15 protein-coding genes and 3 pseudogenes are annotated in these 19,830 nt (G+C 71.6%); 9 read left to right on the top strand and 9 right to left on the bottom strand.

Annotated elements, in window-relative coordinates; translation table 11 throughout:
• Nucleotides 1-7: 7 nt before the first annotated feature.
• A complete protein-coding gene (locus Prum_RS36280) occupies nt 8-1,420 on the bottom strand; it encodes an MFS transporter (protein WP_173080986.1) in 1,413 nt (470 codons plus the stop codon).
• A gap of 83 nt (nt 1,421-1,503) precedes the next feature.
• On the opposite strand from Prum_RS36280, the gene Prum_RS36275 reads away from it, so the two are divergent.
• On the top strand, nt 1,504-2,076 hold the full coding sequence (locus Prum_RS36275; RefSeq protein WP_173080984.1) for a TetR/AcrR family transcriptional regulator: 573 nt from the start codon (nt 1,504-1,506) through the stop codon (nt 2,074-2,076).
• A gap of 675 nt (nt 2,077-2,751) precedes the next feature.
• Here the strand turns inward: Prum_RS36275 and Prum_RS36270 are convergent.
• Nucleotides 2,752-5,136, bottom strand: coding sequence for a M64 family metallopeptidase (locus Prum_RS36270; RefSeq protein WP_173080982.1), 2,385 nt, complete (start codon nt 5,134-5,136; stop codon nt 2,752-2,754).
• A 46-nt stretch (nt 5,137-5,182) separates the two neighbouring features.
• Here Prum_RS36270 and Prum_RS36265 point away from each other — a divergent pair, with 46 nt between their 5' ends.
• Entirely contained in the window at nt 5,183-5,947 is a 765-nt protein-coding gene (locus tag Prum_RS36265; protein ID WP_246278328.1) for an aminotransferase class IV family protein, read from the top strand.
• A gap of 61 nt (nt 5,948-6,008) precedes the next feature.
• Complete coding sequence (locus Prum_RS36260) at nt 6,009-6,470, top strand: carboxymuconolactone decarboxylase family protein (protein ID WP_173080978.1); 462 nt, start codon at nt 6,009-6,011, stop codon at nt 6,468-6,470.
• On the opposite strand, the gene Prum_RS36255 is transcribed toward Prum_RS36260, so the two are convergent.
• From Prum_RS36255 to Prum_RS52480, 6 genes and pseudogenes are all read right to left on the bottom strand, one after another.
• A complete protein-coding gene (locus Prum_RS36255) occupies nt 6,467-7,678 on the bottom strand; it encodes an FAD-dependent monooxygenase (RefSeq protein WP_173080976.1) in 1,212 nt (403 codons plus the stop codon). The two genes, Prum_RS36260 and Prum_RS36255, sit on opposite strands and share 4 nt — an antisense overlap.
• Nucleotides 7,671-9,220 (bottom strand): annotated as a pseudogene (locus Prum_RS52500) (class I adenylate-forming enzyme family protein). Before Prum_RS52500 ends, Prum_RS36255 begins: the two are co-directional and overlap by 8 nt.
• A 61-nt stretch (nt 9,221-9,281) precedes the next feature.
• Nucleotides 9,282-9,584 (bottom strand): AMP-binding enzyme, encoded by a 303-nt coding sequence (locus Prum_RS55385; protein WP_246278675.1) that lies wholly within the window; start codon nt 9,582-9,584, stop codon nt 9,282-9,284.
• Between the two features lie 177 nt (nt 9,585-9,761).
• Nucleotides 9,762-10,753: pseudogene (locus tag Prum_RS55380) on the bottom strand (AMP-binding protein); the annotation flags it as partial.
• Nucleotides 10,750-12,821: pseudogene (gene pabB, locus Prum_RS55930) on the bottom strand (aminodeoxychorismate synthase component I). The pseudogenes Prum_RS55380 and pabB, both read right to left, overlap by 4 nt.
• Nucleotides 12,763-13,467: a putative antibiotic biosynthesis monooxygenase gene (locus tag Prum_RS52480; protein ID WP_246278326.1), complete on the bottom strand. Its 705-nt coding sequence runs from the start codon at nt 13,465-13,467 to the stop codon at nt 12,763-12,765. Before Prum_RS52480 ends, pabB begins: the two are co-directional and overlap by 59 nt.
• A 587-nt stretch (nt 13,468-14,054) precedes the next feature.
• On the opposite strand from Prum_RS52480, the gene Prum_RS36235 reads away from it, so the two are divergent.
• The 6 genes from Prum_RS36235 to Prum_RS36215 all read left to right on the top strand — a co-directional run bounded on the left by Prum_RS36235 (nt 14,055) and on the right by Prum_RS36215 (nt 17,788).
• Complete coding sequence (locus Prum_RS36235) at nt 14,055-14,855, top strand: DUF3050 domain-containing protein (RefSeq protein ID WP_173080974.1); 801 nt, start codon at nt 14,055-14,057, stop codon at nt 14,853-14,855.
• 156 nt (nt 14,856-15,011) lie between these two features.
• On the top strand, nt 15,012-15,455 hold the full coding sequence (locus Prum_RS36230) for a GNAT family N-acetyltransferase (protein WP_246278325.1): 444 nt from the start codon (nt 15,012-15,014) through the stop codon (nt 15,453-15,455).
• 2 nt (nt 15,456-15,457) lie between these two features.
• A complete protein-coding gene (locus tag Prum_RS36225; RefSeq protein ID WP_173080972.1) occupies nt 15,458-16,135 on the top strand; it encodes a DUF4097 family beta strand repeat-containing protein in 678 nt (225 codons plus the stop codon).
• Nucleotides 16,136-16,215: 80 nt separating this feature from the next.
• Entirely contained in the window at nt 16,216-16,752 is a 537-nt protein-coding gene (locus Prum_RS36220) for an RNA polymerase sigma factor (protein ID WP_173080970.1), read from the top strand.
• 17 nt (nt 16,753-16,769) lie between these two features.
• Entirely contained in the window at nt 16,770-16,904 is a 135-nt protein-coding gene (locus Prum_RS54050) for a hypothetical protein (protein ID WP_281369079.1), read from the top strand.
• The gene (locus tag Prum_RS36215; RefSeq protein WP_173084539.1) at nt 16,901-17,788 is read left to right on the top strand and encodes a CU044_5270 family protein; all 888 of its coding nucleotides are present in this window, start codon (nt 16,901-16,903) and stop codon (nt 17,786-17,788) included. Before Prum_RS54050 ends, Prum_RS36215 begins: the two co-directional genes overlap by 4 nt.
• A 46-nt stretch (nt 17,789-17,834) precedes the next feature.
• Here Prum_RS36215 and Prum_RS36210 read toward each other — a convergent pair whose 3' ends face one another.
• Nucleotides 17,835-19,814 carry a family 43 glycosylhydrolase gene (locus tag Prum_RS36210; RefSeq protein ID WP_173080968.1) on the bottom strand — a complete coding sequence of 660 codons (1,980 nt, stop codon included), beginning with the start codon at nt 19,812-19,814 and terminating at the stop codon, nt 17,835-17,837.
• Nucleotides 19,815-19,830 lie beyond the last annotated feature (16 nt).

The following is a 19,830-nucleotide window of genomic DNA, read 5'->3' as shown; positions in this document are numbered from 1 at the left end:
CCTTAGCCTACGGGGCGTTCCCGCGGACGTTGCTCGCGCGGAGCCCGATGAACGCGGCGGCGGCCAGGAAGACCGCGGCGGCCAGCAGTGCCCGTGCGAGGCCGCCGGTGAGCGCGTCCAGCGCGGGCGCCCCGGCTGCGGCCAGGGCGTCGGTCCGCGCGGTGGCCATGGCGGAGAAGATGGCCAGCCCGAGCGCCGAGCCCAGCTGCAACGACGTATTGAGCAGGCCCGCGGCCAGCCCCGCCTGCTCGGCCGGGACACCCGCGTTGGCGGCGGCGGTGACGGCCACGAAGACGGCGCCGAGCCCGAGCGACATCACCATGAGGCCGGGCAGCAGGTCGGTGAGGTACTCGCCATCGCGCGGCACATGGGAGAGCAGGTATGTGCCGGCGGCGGCGACGGCGGTGCCCGCCACGATGAGCGGCCGCGTGCCGATCTGCGGGATGAGCCGGGTGGACAGTCCGGCGGCGACGACGATGCCGGCGGTGACCGGCAGGTACGCCGAGCCGCTGCGGATCGGCGAGTAGCCCAACACGTTCTGCATGTAGAGGGTGAGGAAGAAGAACATCGAGATGAACCCGGCGAACGCGATGAGCTGGGTGGCGTCGGCGGCGGCGAGCCCGCGGATCCGCAGGATCGCGAACGGGAAGAGCGGGTCGGCGGTCCGCCGCTCCACGACGACGAACGCGATCAGCAGCAGGGCGGCGACGGCCAGCTCGCCGAGCGTGCTCGCGGTGGCCCAGCCCGTTTCCGGCGCGCGGACGAGCGCGTACACGAGGAGCAGCATCCCGCCGGTGACCAGAACCGCGCCGGGCAGGTCGAAGCTCCTGGGCCGGTCGGCGCCCCGGTCGCCGGGGACGAGGCGGAACGCGGTGGCGGCGATGAGCGCGCACACCGGCACGTTGACGAGCAGGACCCAGCGCCAGCCCGGTCCCTGCGACAGGACGCCGCCCAGGAAGACGCCGGCGGCGGCGCCCACCCCGCTGATGGCGCCCCACACGCCCAGCGCCTTGGCGCGGTCGCCGGCCGTGCTGAACGTGGTGGTGAGGATGGACATGGCGGCCGGTGCCATCAGCGCCGCGCCGATCCCTTGCAGGGCGCGGGCGCCGACCAGCATGCCGGCGTTCGCTGCCAGCCCACCGGCCAATGAGCACAGTGCGAACAGGACGGTGCCGGCCACCAGCATCCGGCGGCGGCCCAGCAGGTCGGCCGCCCGGCCACCGAGGAGCAGGAACCCGCCGTACGTGACGAGGTAGCCGCTGAGCACCCACTGCAGGCTCTGCTGGGAGAACCCGAGATCGCCGCGGATCGACGGCAGCGCCACATTCATGATCGACGAGTCGACGATGTCGAGGAACTGGACCGCCGAGAGCAGCAGCAGGGTGAGCACGCCGCGCCGGGTGGCGAGGAGGGTGGTCATGCACGACTCCGATCGGTAAGTTAGTGAGCTGACTAACTCACGCTAGCAGGGCCGGCTCGCCGACCGCTATCCTGCTGAGTGAGATGACTGACCAACGGGCTTCCGGCAAGCGCGAGCGGCTGGTCGCGGGAGCGAGCGAGCTCCTGCACCGCCAGGGCGTCGCGACCACGACACTCGCCCAGGTCGCGCACGCCGCGGCCGTGCCGCCGGGCAACGTCTACTACTACTTCAAGACCAAAGACGACCTGGTACGCGCCGTGATCGACGCGCGGGTGGCCGAGGTCCGCGCCATGCTCGCCGACTTCGAACGCCAGCCGACGCCCGCCGCGCGCCTCACCGCCCTGGTCGGACAGTGGGTCGAAATGCGCGAGCTGGTCGCCCGGTACGGCTGCCCGTTCGGCACCCTCACCAGCGAACTGGACCGCCGCGACGACGGCCTCGACCGCGAAGCGGCCAAGCCGGTCGACCTGATCCTGGACTGGGCCGAGGGCCAGTTCCGCGAGCTGGGCCGAACCGACGCACGCGCGCTGTCCGTCGCGCTCTTCGCCGGCGTACAAGGCGGCGCCGTGCTGAGCAACGCGCTACGCGACCCCGAGATCATGACCACCGAGGTCCGCCACCTGGAACGCTGGATCACCTCCCTACCCACGCCCTGAGCCGCCGCCGCGCGTCCGCGGCCCGCTCGCGGGCTGCGGGCTTTCTCGTCGATCAAGGCTTTTCTGCGTCGATCAAGGGCGAACGGCCGTGCTTTGATCTCCGATCCACGACCGTTTGCCCTTGATCGACGCGGAAACCCTTGATCCACGCGCCACAAGGGCACGCCAGCCCCGCCGGACCCGCAGCCGTCACCACCCCCGCGCGAGCCGCGCCGATCAAGGACCTTCTCGCCGATCAAGGAGGAACGGCCGTGCTTCGATCTCCGATCCACGACCATTCGCCCTTGATCGACGCGGAAACCCTTGATCCACGCGCCACAAGGGCACGCCAGCCCCGCCGGACCCGCAGCCGTCACCACCCCCGCGCGAGCCGCGCCGATCAAGGACTCGCCCGCCGATCAAGGACGAACGGCCGTGCTTCGATCTCCGATCCACGACCATTCGCCCTTGATCGACGCGGAAACCCTTGATCCACGCGCCACAAGGGCACGCCAGCCCCGCCGGACCCGCCAGCGTCACCACCCGCGCGCGGGCCGCACCGATCAAGGACTCGCCCGCCGATCAAGGGCGAACGGCCGTGCTTTGATCTCCGATCCACGACCGTTTGCCCTTGATCGACGCGGAAAGCCTTGATCGACGCGCGACAAGAGCGAGGGCGGGGGCGCGCGCCGCGGGCTAGGGCGCCGCCCGGGGCAGGGCGGCGCACTGGCCGGTCTTCGATCCGCGTACATCGTTGCGGGCGCCGAAGTCCGCGACGGCGCCGTTGCCGGTGCACGCCAGCGCGCCGTCGACCCGGTTGCCCGCCAGGATCACCGGGCGGTCGCCGGTGCGGTTGCCGGACAGCGTGACCGCGCCGACCAGCGTGCTGCCCGCCGCGGTCACGTCGGTGGTCGTACCGGCGATCCGGATCGCACCGTTGACCGTCGTGTCGAACAGGTGTACGACCGCCGCCCGGTCGGTGGTGAGCGCGCCCGCGATCGATCCGCCGGACACCACCAGCGAGGCGCCGGGGCGTACGGTGACGCGGCCGGCCACACGGGCGCCGTCGAGGCAGGTGACGCCGCTGGTCACGACCAGGTTGCCAGGGCGGTTTCCGGTCAGCGTGGTGGTGCAGGCGGGCGCGGTCCCGGGCAGCACCGTCGCCCGAAACTCGTCCGCCGTACCCACGTTGCCGGCGGCGTCGATGGCGCGGTGCTCGACCGTGTGCGTGCCGTACCCCGGATCGGTCTGCTCGAAGACGGCCTTGGACAGCCCGCCGGAGCCGAGGTTGCCGTAGACCAGGGATTTGATGATCGTGCCCGTCGGGGTGAACAGGAACGGCGTGCCGGGCGGCGCGTCGGGCCAGCCGAAGTAGTTGAACCAGCCGTCGCGGTCGAGCCGGAACTCCCCCACCGTGAAGCCCATCCGGTCGTCGGTCGGGTCGAGCCCCATCGTGAAGCGCTCGAAGTACACGTGGTGCGGCGTCCTCCCGGGCAGGGTGGCCAGCGGCTCGGACAGGTTGGCCGGCGCCGCGGCCTCGACGTTGTCGACCGTCCATGTGCGACTGTCCGAGGCGCCGCCGGGGGCGGCCGGGTCGGTGACGGTCGCGGTCAGCTGGTACGTCCCCGGGCCCAGGTTGAGGGCGCCGAGGTCGACGTTGCGGCTCTGGTACGGGTTCGGCAGCGCCCGGCCGTCCAGGCGCCACGTCACGTCCAGCACCCGGTCGGCCGGGTGGGTCGTCTCGACGTACACGACGTCTTGGCCACCGACGGCGCCCTCGCCGGCGGGCGTCGAGCCGGTCGGCGTCGAGCCGGTGATCGCGACCGGGACCGGGACCGGCGTGGTCGGCTCGGCCCGTACGGTCCACTGCCGGGTCTGGGTCAGGGCGGCGCCGTTTCTGATCGCGGGGTCGCGGACGAACTCGGTCGGGTCCTGCACGGTCACGCTCACCGTGTCGCCGGCCCGTACGCCGAGGCCGGCGAGGGCGAGGTTGCGGCTGTTGTGGGTGCCCGGCACGGCCGTGCCGTTGACCGCCCAGGTCACGGTCAGCTCGTGGTAGACGGGGTGCTGGGTCTCCACCCACAGCACGTCGGTGGGCCCAACCGGCTGGCCCGTCGGGGTCGACGACAGCGCCATGGCGTTGGTGTCCCGCCGGCCGGAGATGCGCTGCGTCATGACCTCGCGGCTCACCTGGTCGTAGTGGAAGCCGATCCAGCGCATGATGGAGTGCGCGCTGGGCCGCCACACGGCCGACGTCCGGTACATGCCGCCCTCGTACCGGCCGATGACGCCGCCGGATTCGCTCTCCTCACCCAGCCAGCGCCACCACTTGGCCTGCTGGTCGCGCATCTGCTGCTCGGTCAGCCGGGTGTGGTGCCGCGAGGCCGGCTCGGAGCACGCGGTGGTGCAGTACGGGCCGCCCGGCGTGGGCCGGTCGCTGTACGGGTACTCGTCCTGCAGCTGGCCGAGCGAGTGCCCCAGCTCGTGCGGGCTGATCAGTGGCCCCTGCGGCGCGCCGCCGGACGTGGTGGCGTTGGTGCCGCCGATCCCGCCGTACGTGTCGGTGTTGGCGATCGCGAGGACCTGACGGTTGCTGGCCGTGACGCCCAGCGGCGCCACCAGCTCGGCCAGGTAACGGTTGAGCGCCTGCGTGCCATAGCTCTGGAACGTGATGCCACGGGCGAGCGGGTTGACGCAGCCGTCCGCGTAGTGCAGGCCGAGCGGTGTGATGCGATCCGGGTTGGGCGGGTCGTCGTCGGGGTCGCACCGGATGCCGGACTCGCCCGAGACCATCTCGATGGCGTACACGTTGAAGTAGTTGCGGTAGCTGCGGAACGGCTCGATGCTCCATTGCACGTTGAGGTGCCGGTCGACATCGGCGCGGAACTTGGGAATCTCGGCGGCGGTGTAGCCGTCGCCCAGGACCACCAGGTTGAGCCGCTGGCTCGCCGGACCCGTGATCTGCAGCGGTACGAGAGTGGCGCTACCGACTTCCGGCTCGGCGGTGGCCCACGCGGTCTGCGGTGCGGTCAGCAGCACGGCTGTGGCCGCGCTAACGAGCGTCATGAATGTACGCCTCATCGTTCGAGGCTAACCAAAAACGTCGATGTGATGGGATGACAGCGTGATGGAGTTTGACGGTCGCGCCGTGACGCCGGACGAGTTGGCCCGCCTGGCGTTGGTGAACTACGGCCACTTCACCACGATGCGGGTCGACCGGGGGCGCGTCCGTGGCCTGTCGCTGCACCTGGAGCGGCTGGTCCGCGACTGCCGCGCGCTCTTCGACGCCGACCTCGACCCGGCGACCGTCCGCCGGCTCGTCCGCCGGGTCCGCGGCGACTCCCCCATCATGGTGCGGGTGACTGTCTTCGCCCCGGACCTGGACCTGGGCCGTCCGGCGCGGTTTGTCGAGCCGCGCCTGCTCGTCAGCACGCGGCCGGTCCAGGATCACGACCTGCCGCCGCTGCGGCTACAGACTTCCGGGTACGAGCGGGACCGCCCCCGGGTGAAGCATGTGGGCCTGTTCGGTGCCATGGAGCAACGGCGGAAGGCGCAGCGGAACGGGTTTGACGATGTGCTTTTCGTCGACCGGCACGGAAACGTCTCCGAGGGAGCCACCTGGAACATTGGTTTCATCGAGGGGGAAAGTGTGGTGTGGCCCGCCGCCGAGCAGTTGCCGGGTGTCACCATGGCGCTGCTGAAGGGCCTCAGCCAAACAGCGATGGTACGACCGATCGCGGAGCCGGCGTCGATGTCGGCCGCGTTCGTCACCAACGCCGCGGTGGGTGTGCGCCCGGTCGGCCAGATCGACGACACCGCCTTGGCGAGCGACGCCGCAATAATCGGCGAACTCCAGGCGGCGTATTTGGCAATCCCGGGCGAGGAACTTTGATCCGCGGCGGTGGGCCAAGCGTCCGATCACCGATCCCCACAGTCGTGGATACGATCGCGCCATGACGACCGACACGATGACCGCCCGAGTGACCCTCAAGAAAGTCACACCCGACGTGTCCGCCGCGATGCGCGCGCTGAACGCCGCCACGGTGTCGGCGGCGACGTCGGCCGGGCTGGACGCGTCCCTGCTGGAGCTCGTGCGGATCCGGGCGTCACAGATCAACGGCTGCGCCTACTGCCTGGACCTGCACACCCGGGAGGCGCGGGCGGCGGGCGAGACGGAGCAACGGATCTACACGCTGAACGCGTGGTCGGAGGCGCCGTTCTACACCGAGCGGGAGCGGGCCGCGCTCGCGCTGACCGAGGCGGTCACGCTTGTCCACGATGGACGCGTGCCGGATCCGGTGTACCAGCAGGCGTCCGAGGTGTTCAGCGAGGCCGAGGTGGCCGCGCTGATCTGGGCGGCGACGGTGATCAACGCGTACAACCGGATCGCGATCGCGACGCGCATGACCCCCTAGTAGCGGCGGCTCGTGGCTGTCTGGCGCGGCCCGTACGGGGCGTGTTCGAGCCACGAGCCCAGCCGCGGCAGCATCGGGACCAGCGCCGCGGCCATCCGCTGCCGGGCCCGCATCACCCGGCCGGGGCGCAGGTGCGCCAGCGCCGTGCCGGCCGCCGCGCTGTTGAAGAGGGCGGCGGCCCGGCGGTCGGCCGCGAAGCCGTCCACCGCCTGCGCCGCCCGGCCCGGATCGGCGACGGCCGCCGCGATCGCGTCCGCCGCGGCGACGGCGTCCGCGATGCCGCTGTTCATGCCGCGCGCGCCGAACGGCGGGAAGAGGTGCGCGGCCTCACCCACCAGCAGGACCCGGCGCCGCGGATCGGCGAACGCCGTCGCCACGACCTGGAGGAAGCGGTACGTGGAGACCCACAGGATCTGGTCCTCATAGCCCGCGCCGACCACCGCCGGCAGCCAGCGCCGCACCGCTTCGGCCGTCCCGTACGCCTCGGGCGGGTCGTCGTCGCGGCACTGCAGGTCGACCTGGAACCCACCGGCGAACGGCACGCGCAGCACGGTGCGCCCACCCAACGCCGGGTGCTCGTAGTGGAAGACCCGCTCCGAGGGCGGCGGGGCGTACGGCAGCTCGGCGACGTCCACCACGACGTGGCAGCCCTCCGTGCGCGTACCCGACATCGGGATGTCCAAGGCCCGCCGCACCACCGAGCGGGCGCCGTCCGCGGCGACGGCGTACTCCGCTGTCCACTCCCGACCGTCCGATGTGGTCAGTGTCACACCGGCCGGCGTGACGGCCACGCCGGCGACCCCGGCGTCCCACTCGAACCGGACGCCCGCCGACGCGCAGGCGGCGAGCAGGTGCCGTTCGGTCTCCACCTGGCGCAGGCTGGCGAACGGCGGTAGCGCGTCCGGCTCCGGCGGCGCGAGACTGCGCTCGTACACCTGCCGGCCCCGGTAGAGCGTCCGCCGGGTGTGCCAGGTCACGCCGTGGTTGGCGATCGTCGTACCCAGCCCCGGTCTGGCCCGTTCCAGCAGGGCCAGCGACTCGCGGTGTACGAAGAGCGCCCGGCTGCCCGGCCGGATCCGGTTTTCCGGGTCCGCCTCCAGCACGGTGGCGGGCAGGCCGCGGGCGCACAGCGCGAGCGCGGTGGTCAGGCCGACCGGGCCGGCGCCGACCACGAGGACCGGTGCCGCCGCGGGCCCGGGCTCAGCCACCGTAGCGGACCGCCGGGACGGCGCCGCTGGCGAGCATGCGGGCGATCTCCAGCTTCTTGATCTTCCAGGTGGAGGTGCGGGGTAGGTCCTCGAAGCGCCACTGCATCGGACCGGCCAGTGCCGGGAGGTCCTCGGTGGCGCGCTTCCACCGGTCCGGCGCCAGCGGTTCGTCGTTGCGGGTGCACACCACCGGCACCGCCTCCCCCGCGCCGTTCGGCACGACGATCACCTCGCGCAGCTCCTCCAGCCGCGACATGAGTACGTCCTCGATCTCCAGGCTGCTGGCCACGGAGTCGATCTGGTCGACCTCCCGGTCGATCAGATGCAGGGCGCCCCACCGGTTGAGGTAGCCCATGTCGCCCATCCGCCACCAGTCGCCGTCGAGTTGGCGCTTGTAGAGCTGCTCGCCGCCGAGGTACGTCAGGCAGCGCCCGTACGTGCGGGCCTCGATGTGGCCGTGGGTGCCCGGCTTGGCGCGGTTGCCGTCCTGGTCGACGACCCGGACGCGGGTGAAGCCGGGTAGTCCGATGCCGACCAGCCGGCTGTTCACCTTCCGCGCGCTGCGGCGGGTGTACCACCAGGCCGAGACCGGTCCGGTCTCGCTCTGCCCGTAGAGCTGGGTCAGCCACGGCGAACCCCGTTTCGACGCGCCCAGCAGCCGGCGCACGGTACGCGGGTGGATGGCGTCGAAGGTGCTCCCGAAACAGCGGACGCTGGCCAGCGGCGCACCGGGCGCGTCGGCCAGGTCCTCCCACAGCACGTACGTGTTGGGGTGGGTCTCCAGGATGCCGGGCCGGGTGCTGGTGAGGATCTGGCCGACGCTTTTCGGATCCGGGTCGACCAGCAGCACGAGCGGGCTTCCATAGTGGAGTAACACGCCCAGCGCATGGTAGAAGCGCGAGTGCACGAAGGACATGTGCAACGCCGCGGTCTCGCCGCGGGTGGGCCAGCCGAGCATCTTCTGCGGTACCAGCCGGTGCCACATCGCCTGCGCGCAGTGCACCGCCAGCTTCGGCACCCCGTGGTCCCGGAGCTGTGCGTCACCAACACCGGGTCCTGCGGTGCGAGCCGTACCGGTCCGCGCCGGGACGGGTCGGGGCTGAGCCCGCTCAGGTTGGTCACGCCGAGCACCTCGCCCGCTAACCGGCCCACCGTCAGCACCCGCCGGGCCAGCTCGCGCACGCCGACGTCGGCGAGCGGCCCGGCCAACTTCGCCTCGTCGGTGACCAGCCAGGGGCGGTCGATCCGGGCCAGCAGTCCGGCCACGACGACGCCGCTCAGGGCCGGCGACAGCATCGCCGGCACCGCGCCGATCCGGGAGACGGCGCAGGCCAGCAGCGCGATGTCGACGTTGTCGGTCTTGTGGATGGCGACGTGGTCGGCGGGCCGTACCCCGGCCGTCCACAGCCGGCCCGCCAGGTCGTCGACGATGTCGGCCAGGTCGCGGTACGTGTAGTGGCGCCGGTACTCGTCCGCCACGTCGAGCGGGCGGTCGAGGGTGACGCGCACATCGGGATGGCGGGCCGCCGCCTGCGCGAACATCAGCCCCAGGTAGAAACCGCGCCCGGAGAAGAACCGTTGCCACAACATGTCGAACCCCTTCTCACCACGTGCCGTTGCGGATCTCGTAGCGGCGTAGCTTGCCGCTGGGGGTGCGCGGCAGCGCCGGCACCGTCTGCACCGAGCGGGGCACCTTGAACGCGGCGAGCCGCCGCTTGGCCAGCGCGATCAGCTCGGCCTCCAATGCCACCGGGTTGACGGCCGCGCCCGACGTGACGACGTACGCGCGCAGTTTGGTGGCGCCGCGCTGATCCGCGACGGCCGCGACGGCGACCTCCCGGACCACCGGGTGCTCCACGAGTACCCGCTCCACCTCCAGCGGTGACACCGTGATGCCGCCGACCATCTCCATGTCGTCCATCCGGCCGGTGTGCCGGTACGCGCCGCCGGCCAGCCGGCACGCCCGGTCCCGGGTGTTGAGCCAGCCGTCCACCAGCACCGCCGCGGTGTCCTGCGGCCGGTTGAGGTACTCGCGCAGCAGCGTCGGCCCGCGTACCCACAGCTCGCCCTCGGCCCCGTCCGGGACCTGGTCGCCGCCGGCGTCGCGCAGGGCCAGCTGGTACCCGGGGACCGGGCGCCCGATCGTGCCCGGGACGTTCTGCGCCACCGAGTTGGCGCAGAACGCGTGGCCGGCCTCGGTGGAGCCGATCTGCTCCAGGATCGGGGCGCCGATCAGGGCGGCGGCCCGGTCGCCGACGGCCGCCGGCAGGGCCTCGCCGGCCGACACGGCGGCGCGTACCGAGGAGAAGTCGCCGTCGCCGGCATCGTCCACCAGGGCGGCGTACGCGGATGGCACCGCGTACAGGAGGGTGACCTTGTGCTTGGCGGCCAGTTCGCGGACGCGGTCGGGGTGGGGCGGTCCGGGGTGAGCACCGCCGCCGAGCCGGAGTAGAGCGGGAAGGCGAACGTGTTGCCGAACCCGTACGCGAAGTACAGCCGGGAGACCGACAGCGTCACGTCGGTGGGGCCGACGTCGAGGACGCGCTCGCCGACCGTGTCGTGGTAGAGCCCGGGGTCGCGGTGGCAGTGCACGACGCCCTTCGGCGTACCCGTGGTGCCGGAGGTGTACTGGATGTACAGCGGCGTATCGGGCTTGCTCCGGTGTGCTCCGGTACGGATGGCGGCCGCCGCCGCGACCAGCAGCCAGTCGATGTCCATCCACTTTCGACGGTCGAAGTGCTGCTCCAGGTCGGCGCGGGTCACGCACAGCGCGGCGCGGCTGTCGGCCGCGAGCCAGGCGTGGTCGTCGGCGGGCAGCTCCGGGTTCACCAGCACCGCGGTCGCGCCCAGCCGGGCCGCGCCGAGAAAGGCGACGATCCACCCGATGCTGTCCGGGAGCGCGAGCAGCACGCGGTCGCCGGGACGGACACCGCACGCGGCGAGCACCGTGGCCGCCCGCGCGGCCAGGTCGTGCACCTCGCCGTGCTTCCACGCCCGGGAGGAGGTGAGGAAGGCCGGTCGGGCCTCCCATCCGTTGCGCCGCGCCCGCTCGGCGAGGTCGGTGGCAAGGTTCATCGGGCTCTCTCCCGGGTCTGGGGGCCGGCTAGCGCGATCCGTCCGGCGTCGGGGGCGCATTCCTGGTACGCCCGCATCGGCGCGGCCAGCTTCAGCAGCATCTCGGCGTACTCCTCATCCGGGTCGGAGTCGAGGACGATGGCGCCGCCCGCGCCGAGGTGCAGGCGACCGTCCACAAAGACCGCGGTGCGGATCACGATGTTCAGGTCGGCCGCCCCGGTGCAGCTCAGGTAGCCGATCGCTCCGGAGTAGACGCCGCGCGCCTCCGTCTCCAGCTCGTCGATGATCTCCATGGTGCGCAGCTTCGGCGCGCCGGTCATCGAACCGCCCGGGAAGCACGCGCGGATGCAGTCGACGGCGTCGGTGCCGTCCCGCAGCCGGCCGCGGATCGTGGAGACCAGTTGGTGCACCGTGGCGTACGTCTCGGTGGCCATCAGCCGGGGCACCTCGACGGTGCCGACCTCGCAGACCCGGCCCAGGTCGTTGCGGAGCAGGTCGACGATCATCAGGTTCTCGGCGCGCGCCTTGGGGCTCTCGGCGAGGGCGGCCCGCAGCGCTTCGTCCTGCGCCGGCCGGCGGCCGCGGGGTGCGGTGCCCTTGATGGGCTTGGCCTCGACCGTGCCGTCCGGCTTGATGCGCAGGAAGCGTTCGGGCGAGGAACTGGCCACGTCGACGCCGCCGAAACGCAGGAACGCCGCGTACGGCGCCGGGTTGTGCCGGCGCAGCCGCCGGTAGAAGTCGGCCGAGTCGGCGGGGGCGGGCAGCCACGCGGCGTTGGTGAGGCAGATCTCGTAGCTCTCCCCGCCTCCAGGGCGCGCTTGCAGGCGGCGATGTCCGCCAGGTACCGCTGGCGGTCGCGGACCAGCCATGGCTCGATCCCGGTGGTGTCCACAGTGGCCGCCGGTGGCGCCGCGGGCGCGGCGGCGACGGGCAACGCGGCGACCTTGATGCTGACGCTGTCCAGCCAGCGCCGCGCGCCGTCCTGTCCGGCCGGGGTGTCCTCGGCGAGGCAGAGCACATAGCTGGCCCCGTTCAGGTGGTCGACCGCGACCATCCGGTCGGCGAAGAGCCAGCAGGCGTCCGGCGTCGCCGCCTGGTGCCGGTTCGGGGCACCGCAGTCGGCCTTCAGCTCGTAGCCGAAGTACCCGACGTACCCGCAGGTGAAGTCGAACGGCAGGGGCGGTGCGTCGATGCGGCGCTGCGCCAGCTCCCGCTTGAGATAGTCGAAGACGCTGCCCGCGACCAGTTGGGTCGGGCCGCCGGCGCGTTCCACCTCGACCGTGCCGGCGCGTACGTCGTACCGGACGAACTCGGCGTGCGGACCGGTGCCGTCGCCGAGGAAGGAAAACCGCGCCTCGGTGCCCTCCGGCCGGGCGGTGTCCAGCCAGAACGCCCGGGACGCGCCGGCGAACAGCGTCGTGAACACCGCCTCCGAGTCGACCGGCCGCGGGATCATCCGGGTGTGCAGCCGGTACCGGGCGGCGCCGGCCGGCGTACGGGCGGGCGCGGGACCGGACACCGCGTGACCCCGGGCCGCCGGGCGCCACCGCGCCGACGTTCCGCGGGTCAGGTCCCGGAAGTTGGTCAGCAGCCGGTGGCCGTGCTCGGTGAGCACCGACTCCGGATGGAACTGCACGCCCCACAGTGGACGCTCGCGGTGCCGTACCCCCATCAGCACGCCGTCCTCGGCCCAGGCGGTCGCCTCCAGCGTGGACGGCAGCGGTGAGTGGACGCACAGCGAGTGGTACCGGACGGCGGTGAATTCCTGCGGCACGTCGCGGAAGATGTCCTGGCCGTCGTGCCGTACCCGGGTCAGGTGGCCGTGCCGGGGCGCCGGCGCCGGTCCCACCTCGCCGCCCTCGCCGACCGCGATTCCCTGATGCCCCAGGCAGACGCCGAGCACCGGGACGGTGGCCTCGGCCAGGACGCGGGCGCAGGCGCCGAAGTCGCGGCCGCGCCGCGGGTGCCCGGGTCCGGGCGAGATGACGACGTTGTCGAAGTCGGCGAGGTCAAGGCCGGCCGAGCGCGGGTCGTCGTTGCGCAGCACCGTCGGTGGCACGCCGTTCACCTCGGCGATGAGCTGGAACAGGTTGTACGTGTACGAGTCGTAGTTGTCGAGCAGGAGGGTCCTCATTCACGCTCTCTCCGGAACACGGGGCGGCTGTCCGCCGCTGGGAAGCTGGCGTCGCGAGCGGGCCACGACTGGCGGCTGGGCGACGCGCGCTGCGCCGGGCGCGCCGGCGGGTACTGGGCGGGACACCGCCCGGCCGGACCGCCCGCTGGCGGCCCGCGAGCGGGTAGAGGAACGTCCGGAACCACTTCTGCAGGCGGGGCATCAGCACGTACGTCGTGACGGCGGTGACGGCCACGCACAGCGCCGCGCTGCGGGCGACGACCGAGAAGCCACGCAGGAACGGGATCAGCGTCACGTTGAACAGCAGCACCGGCGGGAACACGGCGCTCAGCGTGACGATCGCCAGCTTCCACTTCGGCGGCGGCGGCCCAGGCGCCGGCGGTGGCGCCGGCGGGGCCGGTGCGGCCGGGGAGTCGGGCTCCGCCAGGACCGGCTGCGGTGCCGGCATCGGCGGGACCAGGTCCGGCTGCTCGCGGTCCGGCTGCTCGCGCCGGCGGCGCCGGGTCGGCGGGCCGCTGATGCGGGCCTTGCCGACCTGCCACCGGACGCTGCGGACGAAGGACGCGTCCCGGGTGCGCATGAACGAGTCTTCCCATCGCAGTGCCGCCTCTTCGTCGTCGAAGGTGATGACAATTCGCCAGTCGCGGTCACCGGCTCCGGGGCCAATACTCCGCCCCCTTGATGGCCGCCTTGCAGCGAGGAATCTGCCAATTCCCGTAAGGCCCAGGAATGGAAATCCGCCTCATGCCCGGTAGCAACACGAAAGGCGATGGTCACCGTGACCGGTTCGGCTTCCACTCCTTACAACCTCCTGACATCCGGTACGGATTCAACGCCGGGAAGGTTCAAGGGTCAACCACCTTAAGAAACTTGCAGAACGCCTAAGGAATGCACGACAGCGAGTCGATCAACTAATTACGGACGGTAAATTTTTCAATATGATCAGTCGCTCCTCAATGGACTTTGACCTGCGATTATCGGCTTATCCGCGAGCAGTGTGGCCAACCCTCGGTACTTGTCGGATCGGGCGGGGCGATGCACGCTTGAACGACGCCTCAGGCGCCGACCACAGGTGTCTCGGTCGCCCGGTCGCCACGCTTCAGTGAAATCCGCCAGGACGGATAATGCGACGCGACCACACCATCGAGGACCAAGGAAAGGACAGCCTTGTCTCGCTACGAATGGGGTCAGACGCATCCCGGTATTGAACGGATCCGGGCCGAGATCGCACCCGCCCGGGATCGGGTGACCAATCATCCGATCTATCGCGGCTTGCACGACCGGCGCGATCTGCTGACATTCATGGAGCATCACGTGTTCGCCGTGTGGGACTTCATGTCCCTGCTCAAGTCGCTGCAACGCAGCCTGACCTGCGTGAATGTGCCCTGGGTGCCGGCCGGACCGGCGGCGAGCCGGCGATTGATCAACGACATCGTGCTGGTGGAGGAGAGCGACGAGCTCGGCAACGGTTTCACCAGCCACTTCGAGCTCTATCGCTATGGCATGGCCGAGGCCGGTGCCGACATCCGGCCCATCGACGCGTTCCTGGCCCTGCTTTACGCCGGCAGCGACGTGCCGTCCGCGCTGCACTCCGCGGGCGCCCCCGCCCCGGCCGCGGAGTTCGTGCACACGACCTTCGACATCATCGCCAACGGCCCCGTGCACTGCCGCGCCGCCGCGTTCGCCTTCGGCCGCGAGGACCTCATCCCGCAGATGTTCGACCAGGTCATCGCCGTCGACGGGGACGACGGCCGGTTCGCCGCCTTCCGCGACTACCTGGCCCGGCACATCGAGGTCGACGGCGAGCAGCACACCCCGATGGCCATGCAGATGCTGGCCGACCTGTGCGGCGACGACACCGCCAGGTGGGACGATTGCGTACACGTGGTGAACCGGGCGCTCACCGCCCGTACCCGCCTCTGGGACGGCATCGTGTCCGCCCTGCAGGCAGACCGCGTCCTGACCTAGCCCCGCGCCCGCGCGGGCGCCCCCCTTTTTGCGTCGATCAAGGGCAAACGGCCGTGGTTTGATCTCTTTTCCACGACCATTTGCCCTTGATCAACGCGAAAGTCCTTGATCGACGCGGTCCGGCGGGAGGGCGGGAAATCGTCTAGGGTGCCGGGGATGGCTCCGATCATTAGCGTTGGCCCGCTCCAGCCCGGCGACCGCGCCGGATGGGAGGACCTGTTCGGCGGCTACAACGCGTTCTACGGACGCACCTGGCCGGCCGACCGGTACGAGCAGGCGTGGCAGGAGTTCCAGCAGGGCGGGCGGATACATGCGCTCGGGGCGCGGCTGGACGGCCGACTGGTCGGCATCGTCCACTTCCTCGTCCACGCCAGCACCACGTCATCCGACGTGTGTTACCTCCAGGACCTGTTCACGGCTCCCGAGGCGCGCGGCAGGGGTGTGGCCCGCGCGCTGATCGAAGCGACCGGGGCGTGGGCCCGCGACCAGGGCTGTGCGCGGGTGTACTGGCACACGAAGGAGGACAACCACGTGGCCCGCGGCCTCTACGACCGGGTCGCGGAAAACCGGGGCTTCATCCAGTACGTGGTGCCGCTCTGACCATGCGCCGGCTTCCGATCGTGCTGCTGGTGCTGGCCTGCGCCGGCTGCGACACCTCGCCCCTTCGCGACGCCGAGGACCTGACCAGGTACGCCGTGCCCGGCACCGTCACGGCGCTGGACCTGCGGGGCGGCTCCGGCGCGGTGGAGATCGTGGCCGTCGAGGGCCCGCTGCGGGTCCAGGAACGGCGCTTGTACGCCGACCTGCCGCCGCTCACCAGCCACCGCGTCGAGGACGGCACGCTGTACCTGGTGGACCGCGGCTGCGGCAAGAAGGCCGACGCCGCCGGGCAGTGCGAGACCCACTACCGGGTCGAGGCGCCACCGGGCATCGCGGTGACCGTGCAGGTCGGCACCGCGCCGGTCACGCTGACCGGCATCACCGGCCCGGTCCAGGTCACCACCGAGGTCGGGGCGATCACGGGGTCGGGCATGGCCGGCGCGACCAAGGCCAGCACCAGCGTCGGCGACATCGAGCTGCGGTACGCGGCTCCGCCGTCCGCTGTGGACGTCACCAACGACGTCGGCGCCACCCGGGTCTACCTGCCCGCCGCCGGCGCGTACCGCATCGAGGCCAAGACGGACGCCGGTGCGGTCGTGGATCTGCCCAGCCGGCCGGACGCAGCCAACAAGATCACCGTACGGGCCAGCACCGGCGAGATCACCGTCGGACCGGCCTAATCCTCACCGCCGCGTAATCCTGCCGCGGGCGCCGACACATACAGGGGTGGAAGCGTCGTCGAGGGCAGTCAGGAGTGCGGATGCGATCGTCGGGAGAACGCGGAGAGGGCTGGTTCACCGACCTCTACGCCACCCACCACGCGCAGGTCGTCAGATACGGGCTACGCCGGCTGGCCGACCTGGATGCCGCGGTGGATCTGGCGCAGGAGGTCTTCGTCATCGCGTGGCGCCGGCGGGCGCAGGTGCCGGACCACGGCCTGCCGTGGCTGTACGGGGTGGCCCGGCGCCTGCTGGCGAACCAGTGGCGGGCCCGCCGGTCCGCTCCGGAGATCCTGCCGCTCGGCACCGGGGACGCCGGCCACGACCGCCGGGCCGGCGAAGGCGCCGTGGACCAGTTGGGCGACGTACGCGCCGCGCTGGCCACGCTGTCCGACGCGGACCAGGAGATCCTCCGCCTGATCGGGTGGGAGGAACTCACCGTGGCGGAGGCGGCGGTCGTGCTGGGGTGCCGCCGTCAGACCGCCGCCGTACGCCTGCACCGGGCGCGGCGACGCCTGATCGACGCCCTGGGCCCGGCTCCGGTCGACGACGCCAACACCGCTGCGATCCGACGGTAGATGAGGGGATGTCAGACATGCATGACGTACAGGGGACCAGAACACTGCTCGGCCCGGCCGACCCGGCCCGCGACATCGCGGTGCCGTATCCGCGTACCGCGGCGGCCGACGTCATCGCGCTCGCCGAGGCGACCACCCGGGGGCGGACCTGACCCGCCCGGCCCTAGCCGGGCGCCGGCTCGTGCTGGCCGCGGCGGTGCTCGCGGTGGCGGCCGGCGTGACGGCCGGCGCGGTCGCCCTCACCGCCGACGGGCCCGCCCCACCCGGGCAGGCCGGCGAGCCGCCGCGCGGTGACCTGCTCCTCGGGCCGGTCGTGCAGCCGGTGGCGGTGCAGTACGCGCTGGACCCGCCGAGCGCCGGCGACGGGCTGCGGCGACTCGCCGACGGCATCTCCGCCGCACCGTACGACGGCAAGTCGGGCCGCTACACGTACATCCACACGGTGGGCTGGAACGCCGTCATCGACGCCGAACCCGGCGGCGACTCGCAGGTCATCTACCCGCAGGACAAGCAGCGCTGGTACCTGGCCGACGGATCCGGCCGGATCACCGTGACCCCGCTCGCCCCGGTGTACCCCAACGAGCGGTCCCGCCAGTACTGGCAGCGGCACGAGGCGGATCCGACCCCGGGCGTCCAGCACGACGACCTGCCAGCCGGCAAGGCCGGGCCCCGCCAGCCGCTGTCCACCGGGGCGGACCGGCTCGCCAAGCGCCTCAGCATGGGGGCCGACCCGCAGAGCGTCTTCCTCGCCGTCCGCGACGTCTACTCCTACTACGCCGTACCCCAAGAGGCCCGGGCGCGGATCCTGCACATCCTGGCGGACGTGCCGGGCGTCTCCTGGCGCGGCACGGTCACCGACCGCGCCGGCCGGCCCGGCCAGGCCGTCAGCGTCGACACCGCCACCACCCGGGAACTGCTGATCTTCGACCCCGAGACGGGCGCCCTGCTCGCCTGGGAACAGGTCGAACGACCCACCGAAACCGTCGCCGGCGCCACCGTCATCGTCGGCTACGACCGCACCGACCGCCTCGGCTGACCAGGCCCTAAGGCGCGCCCCGTCGAAACGACGACGGGGCGCGCCGTCACGGCGTCGTGAGGTCGAATTTGCGTACGGTCACCGCACCGCCCAGGGCCTGGGTGGCGTGGTTGAAGATGCCGTAGCGGTAGCCCATGAAGAACTGCCAGGCGTTGTTGAGCGTGAACGCGGGTCCGAGGGTGGTGAAGGTGGTCCCGTCGGTGCTGTACGAGAAGCGGGCCTGTCTACCCGCGCCGGGTCTGATGTCGGCGTTGACACGGAGCCAGATCCGGCCGCCGGTGATGGCAGCGCCGGCCTGCTCGGTACCGGTGCCCGTGGTGTTCCAGCTGCTGTCCATCGTGAGCCCGGTGGTCATGGCGACCCGGGTGGCGCCGTTGTCGCGTTTGACGCCGATCCAGGCGGACGAGTCCCGCAGCATCGCCAGTCCGGCCCGGTCGCCGCCCGCCATCGTCGAGTAGTCCAGCTCGATGGTGGCGGTGGACGTCGGCCCCTGGATGCGGTGGGTCAGGGTGTTGCGGGCCGCGTACAGGTCGTTGGTGACGGTCGCGGTCTGCAGCCGCAGGCCGTTGTTGACGGACCAGCGGGCGTTGTCGGGGTTGTGGTTCCACTCCCACTGCGGGCCGAGGGTCGTGCCGGCGAACGTGTCCGTCCCGATCATCGGCTTGACGGTCCGCGAGGTTTGGATGTTCGGCTTCGGGTACGTCGCTCCCCAGCGACCGTTGACGGTCTGCAGGACCGGCCAGCCGTCCGCCGTCCAGGTGATGGGTGCCAGCGCCGGCACCCGGCCGCCCGGGAAGGCGTCCACAAAGGACATGTAGTACCAGTCGCCGTTCTGTGTCTGCACGAGGCCACCCTGGTGCGGCACCCCACCGCCGGTGATGGGGCCGGGCAGGTCGAGCAGGACCTGCCGCATCTCGTACGGGCCGAACGGGTTGTTGGCCTTCAGCACGTACTGCCCGTTGGCGGGCCGGGTGAGCCAGATGTAGTAGCTGCCGTTCCTCTTGTAGAACCGGGCGCCTTCGAGGGTCCCGACGCTCGACGGCGTGGTGAAGACCTGCTGGGCGCGCACCTGGGACAGCCCGTCGGCGGACAGCTGCGCCACGCTGATGTTCGTGTTGCCGTACGCGACGTACATCGTGTCGTTGTCGTCGACGAGCAGGCCGGCGTCGTAGTAGCAGTTGTTGATGCGCGAGCGCTTGGTCCACGGCCCTTCGACCGTGGTGGCGGTGTAGACGTAGGTGCGGTTGAACTCGACACAGCCGATCCAGTAGAAGGTGCCGTTGCTGCGCCGGTAGTTCAATGTGGACGCCCAGATGCCTTTGACGTACGCCCGACCGCCGGACAGGTTGTAGTTGGCCGACTCGAAGTCCAGGCTGGGCACCGAGTGGCCGGCGAACTCCCAGTTGACCAGGTCGTAGGAGCGCAGGATCGGCGCACCGGGCGAGTAGTGCATCGTGGACGCCGAGTAGTAGTACGCGTCACCCACCCGGATGATGTCGATGTCCGCGAAGTCCTGCCACAGCACGGGGTTGGTGAACGTGGACGGCGGCGCGGACGTGGGCGGTGCGGAGGTGGGCGGCGCGGAGGTGGGCGGCGCGGACGACGTCGGCGGGACCGACCCCGTGCAGATCACGCCGTTGAGGGCGAAGCTCGTCGGGACCGGGTTCGACGACGTCGACGTGCCGTTGAAGCCGAAGCCGACCGAGCCGCCGGTGGGGATGCTGCCGTTCCAGGCGGCGTTGGTCACGGTCACCTGGGCACCGGACTGCGCGAACGAGCCGTTCCATAGCTGGGTGATCGTCTGTCCGGCGGCGAACGACCAGGTCAGCCCCCAGCCGGTGACCGGGTCGCCCAGGTTGTCCACCGTGACGCTGGCACCGAAGCCGCCCTGCCACTGGTTGGTGACGGTGTAGGTGACCTTGCATCCGGCGGCGGCCTGCGCCGACACGGCGGTGACGACTCCGGCGGCCGTGACCGCGGCGACCGCCGCGGTCACGAGCCAGAGCCGAGGGCGCGCGAAGTGCACGAAGCCCTCCTCCCTC

The organism is Phytohabitans rumicis (assembly GCF_011764445.1).
GTDB classification, from domain to species: domain Bacteria; phylum Actinomycetota; class Actinomycetes; order Mycobacteriales; family Micromonosporaceae; genus Phytohabitans; species Phytohabitans rumicis.
This window is presented reverse-complemented; position numbering and strand designations above follow the sequence as displayed.

Excerpts from the sequence above, each read along its gene's own strand:
- Prum_RS36220 (WP_173080970.1), top strand. The coding sequence starts at position 16,216 with ATGCGATCGTCGGGAGAACGCGGAGAGGGCTGGTTCACCGACCTCTAC.
- Prum_RS36270 (WP_173080982.1), bottom strand. The coding sequence starts at position 5,136 with ATGAGGCGTACATTCATGACGCTCGTTAGCGCGGCCACAGCCGTGCTG.
- Prum_RS36230 (WP_246278325.1), top strand. The coding sequence starts at position 15,012 with ATGGCTCCGATCATTAGCGTTGGCCCGCTCCAGCCCGGCGACCGCGCC.
- Prum_RS36280 (WP_173080986.1), bottom strand. The coding sequence starts at position 1,420 with ATGACCACCCTCCTCGCCACCCGGCGCGGCGTGCTCACCCTGCTGCTG.
- Prum_RS52480 (WP_246278326.1), bottom strand. The coding sequence starts at position 13,467 with ATGCGCACCCGGGACGCGTCCTTCGTCCGCAGCGTCCGGTGGCAGGTC.
- Prum_RS36265 (WP_246278328.1), top strand. The coding sequence starts at position 5,183 with ATGGAGTTTGACGGTCGCGCCGTGACGCCGGACGAGTTGGCCCGCCTG.
- Prum_RS55385 (WP_246278675.1), bottom strand. The coding sequence starts at position 9,584 with ATGGTCGGCGGCATCACGGTGTCACCGCTGGAGGTGGAGCGGGTACTC.
- Prum_RS36225 (WP_173080972.1), top strand. The coding sequence starts at position 15,458 with ATGCGCCGGCTTCCGATCGTGCTGCTGGTGCTGGCCTGCGCCGGCTGC.
- Prum_RS54050 (WP_281369079.1), top strand. The coding sequence starts at position 16,770 with ATGCATGACGTACAGGGGACCAGAACACTGCTCGGCCCGGCCGACCCG.
- Prum_RS36260 (WP_173080978.1), top strand. The coding sequence starts at position 6,009 with ATGACGACCGACACGATGACCGCCCGAGTGACCCTCAAGAAAGTCACA.
- Prum_RS36275 (WP_173080984.1), top strand. The coding sequence starts at position 1,504 with ATGACTGACCAACGGGCTTCCGGCAAGCGCGAGCGGCTGGTCGCGGGA.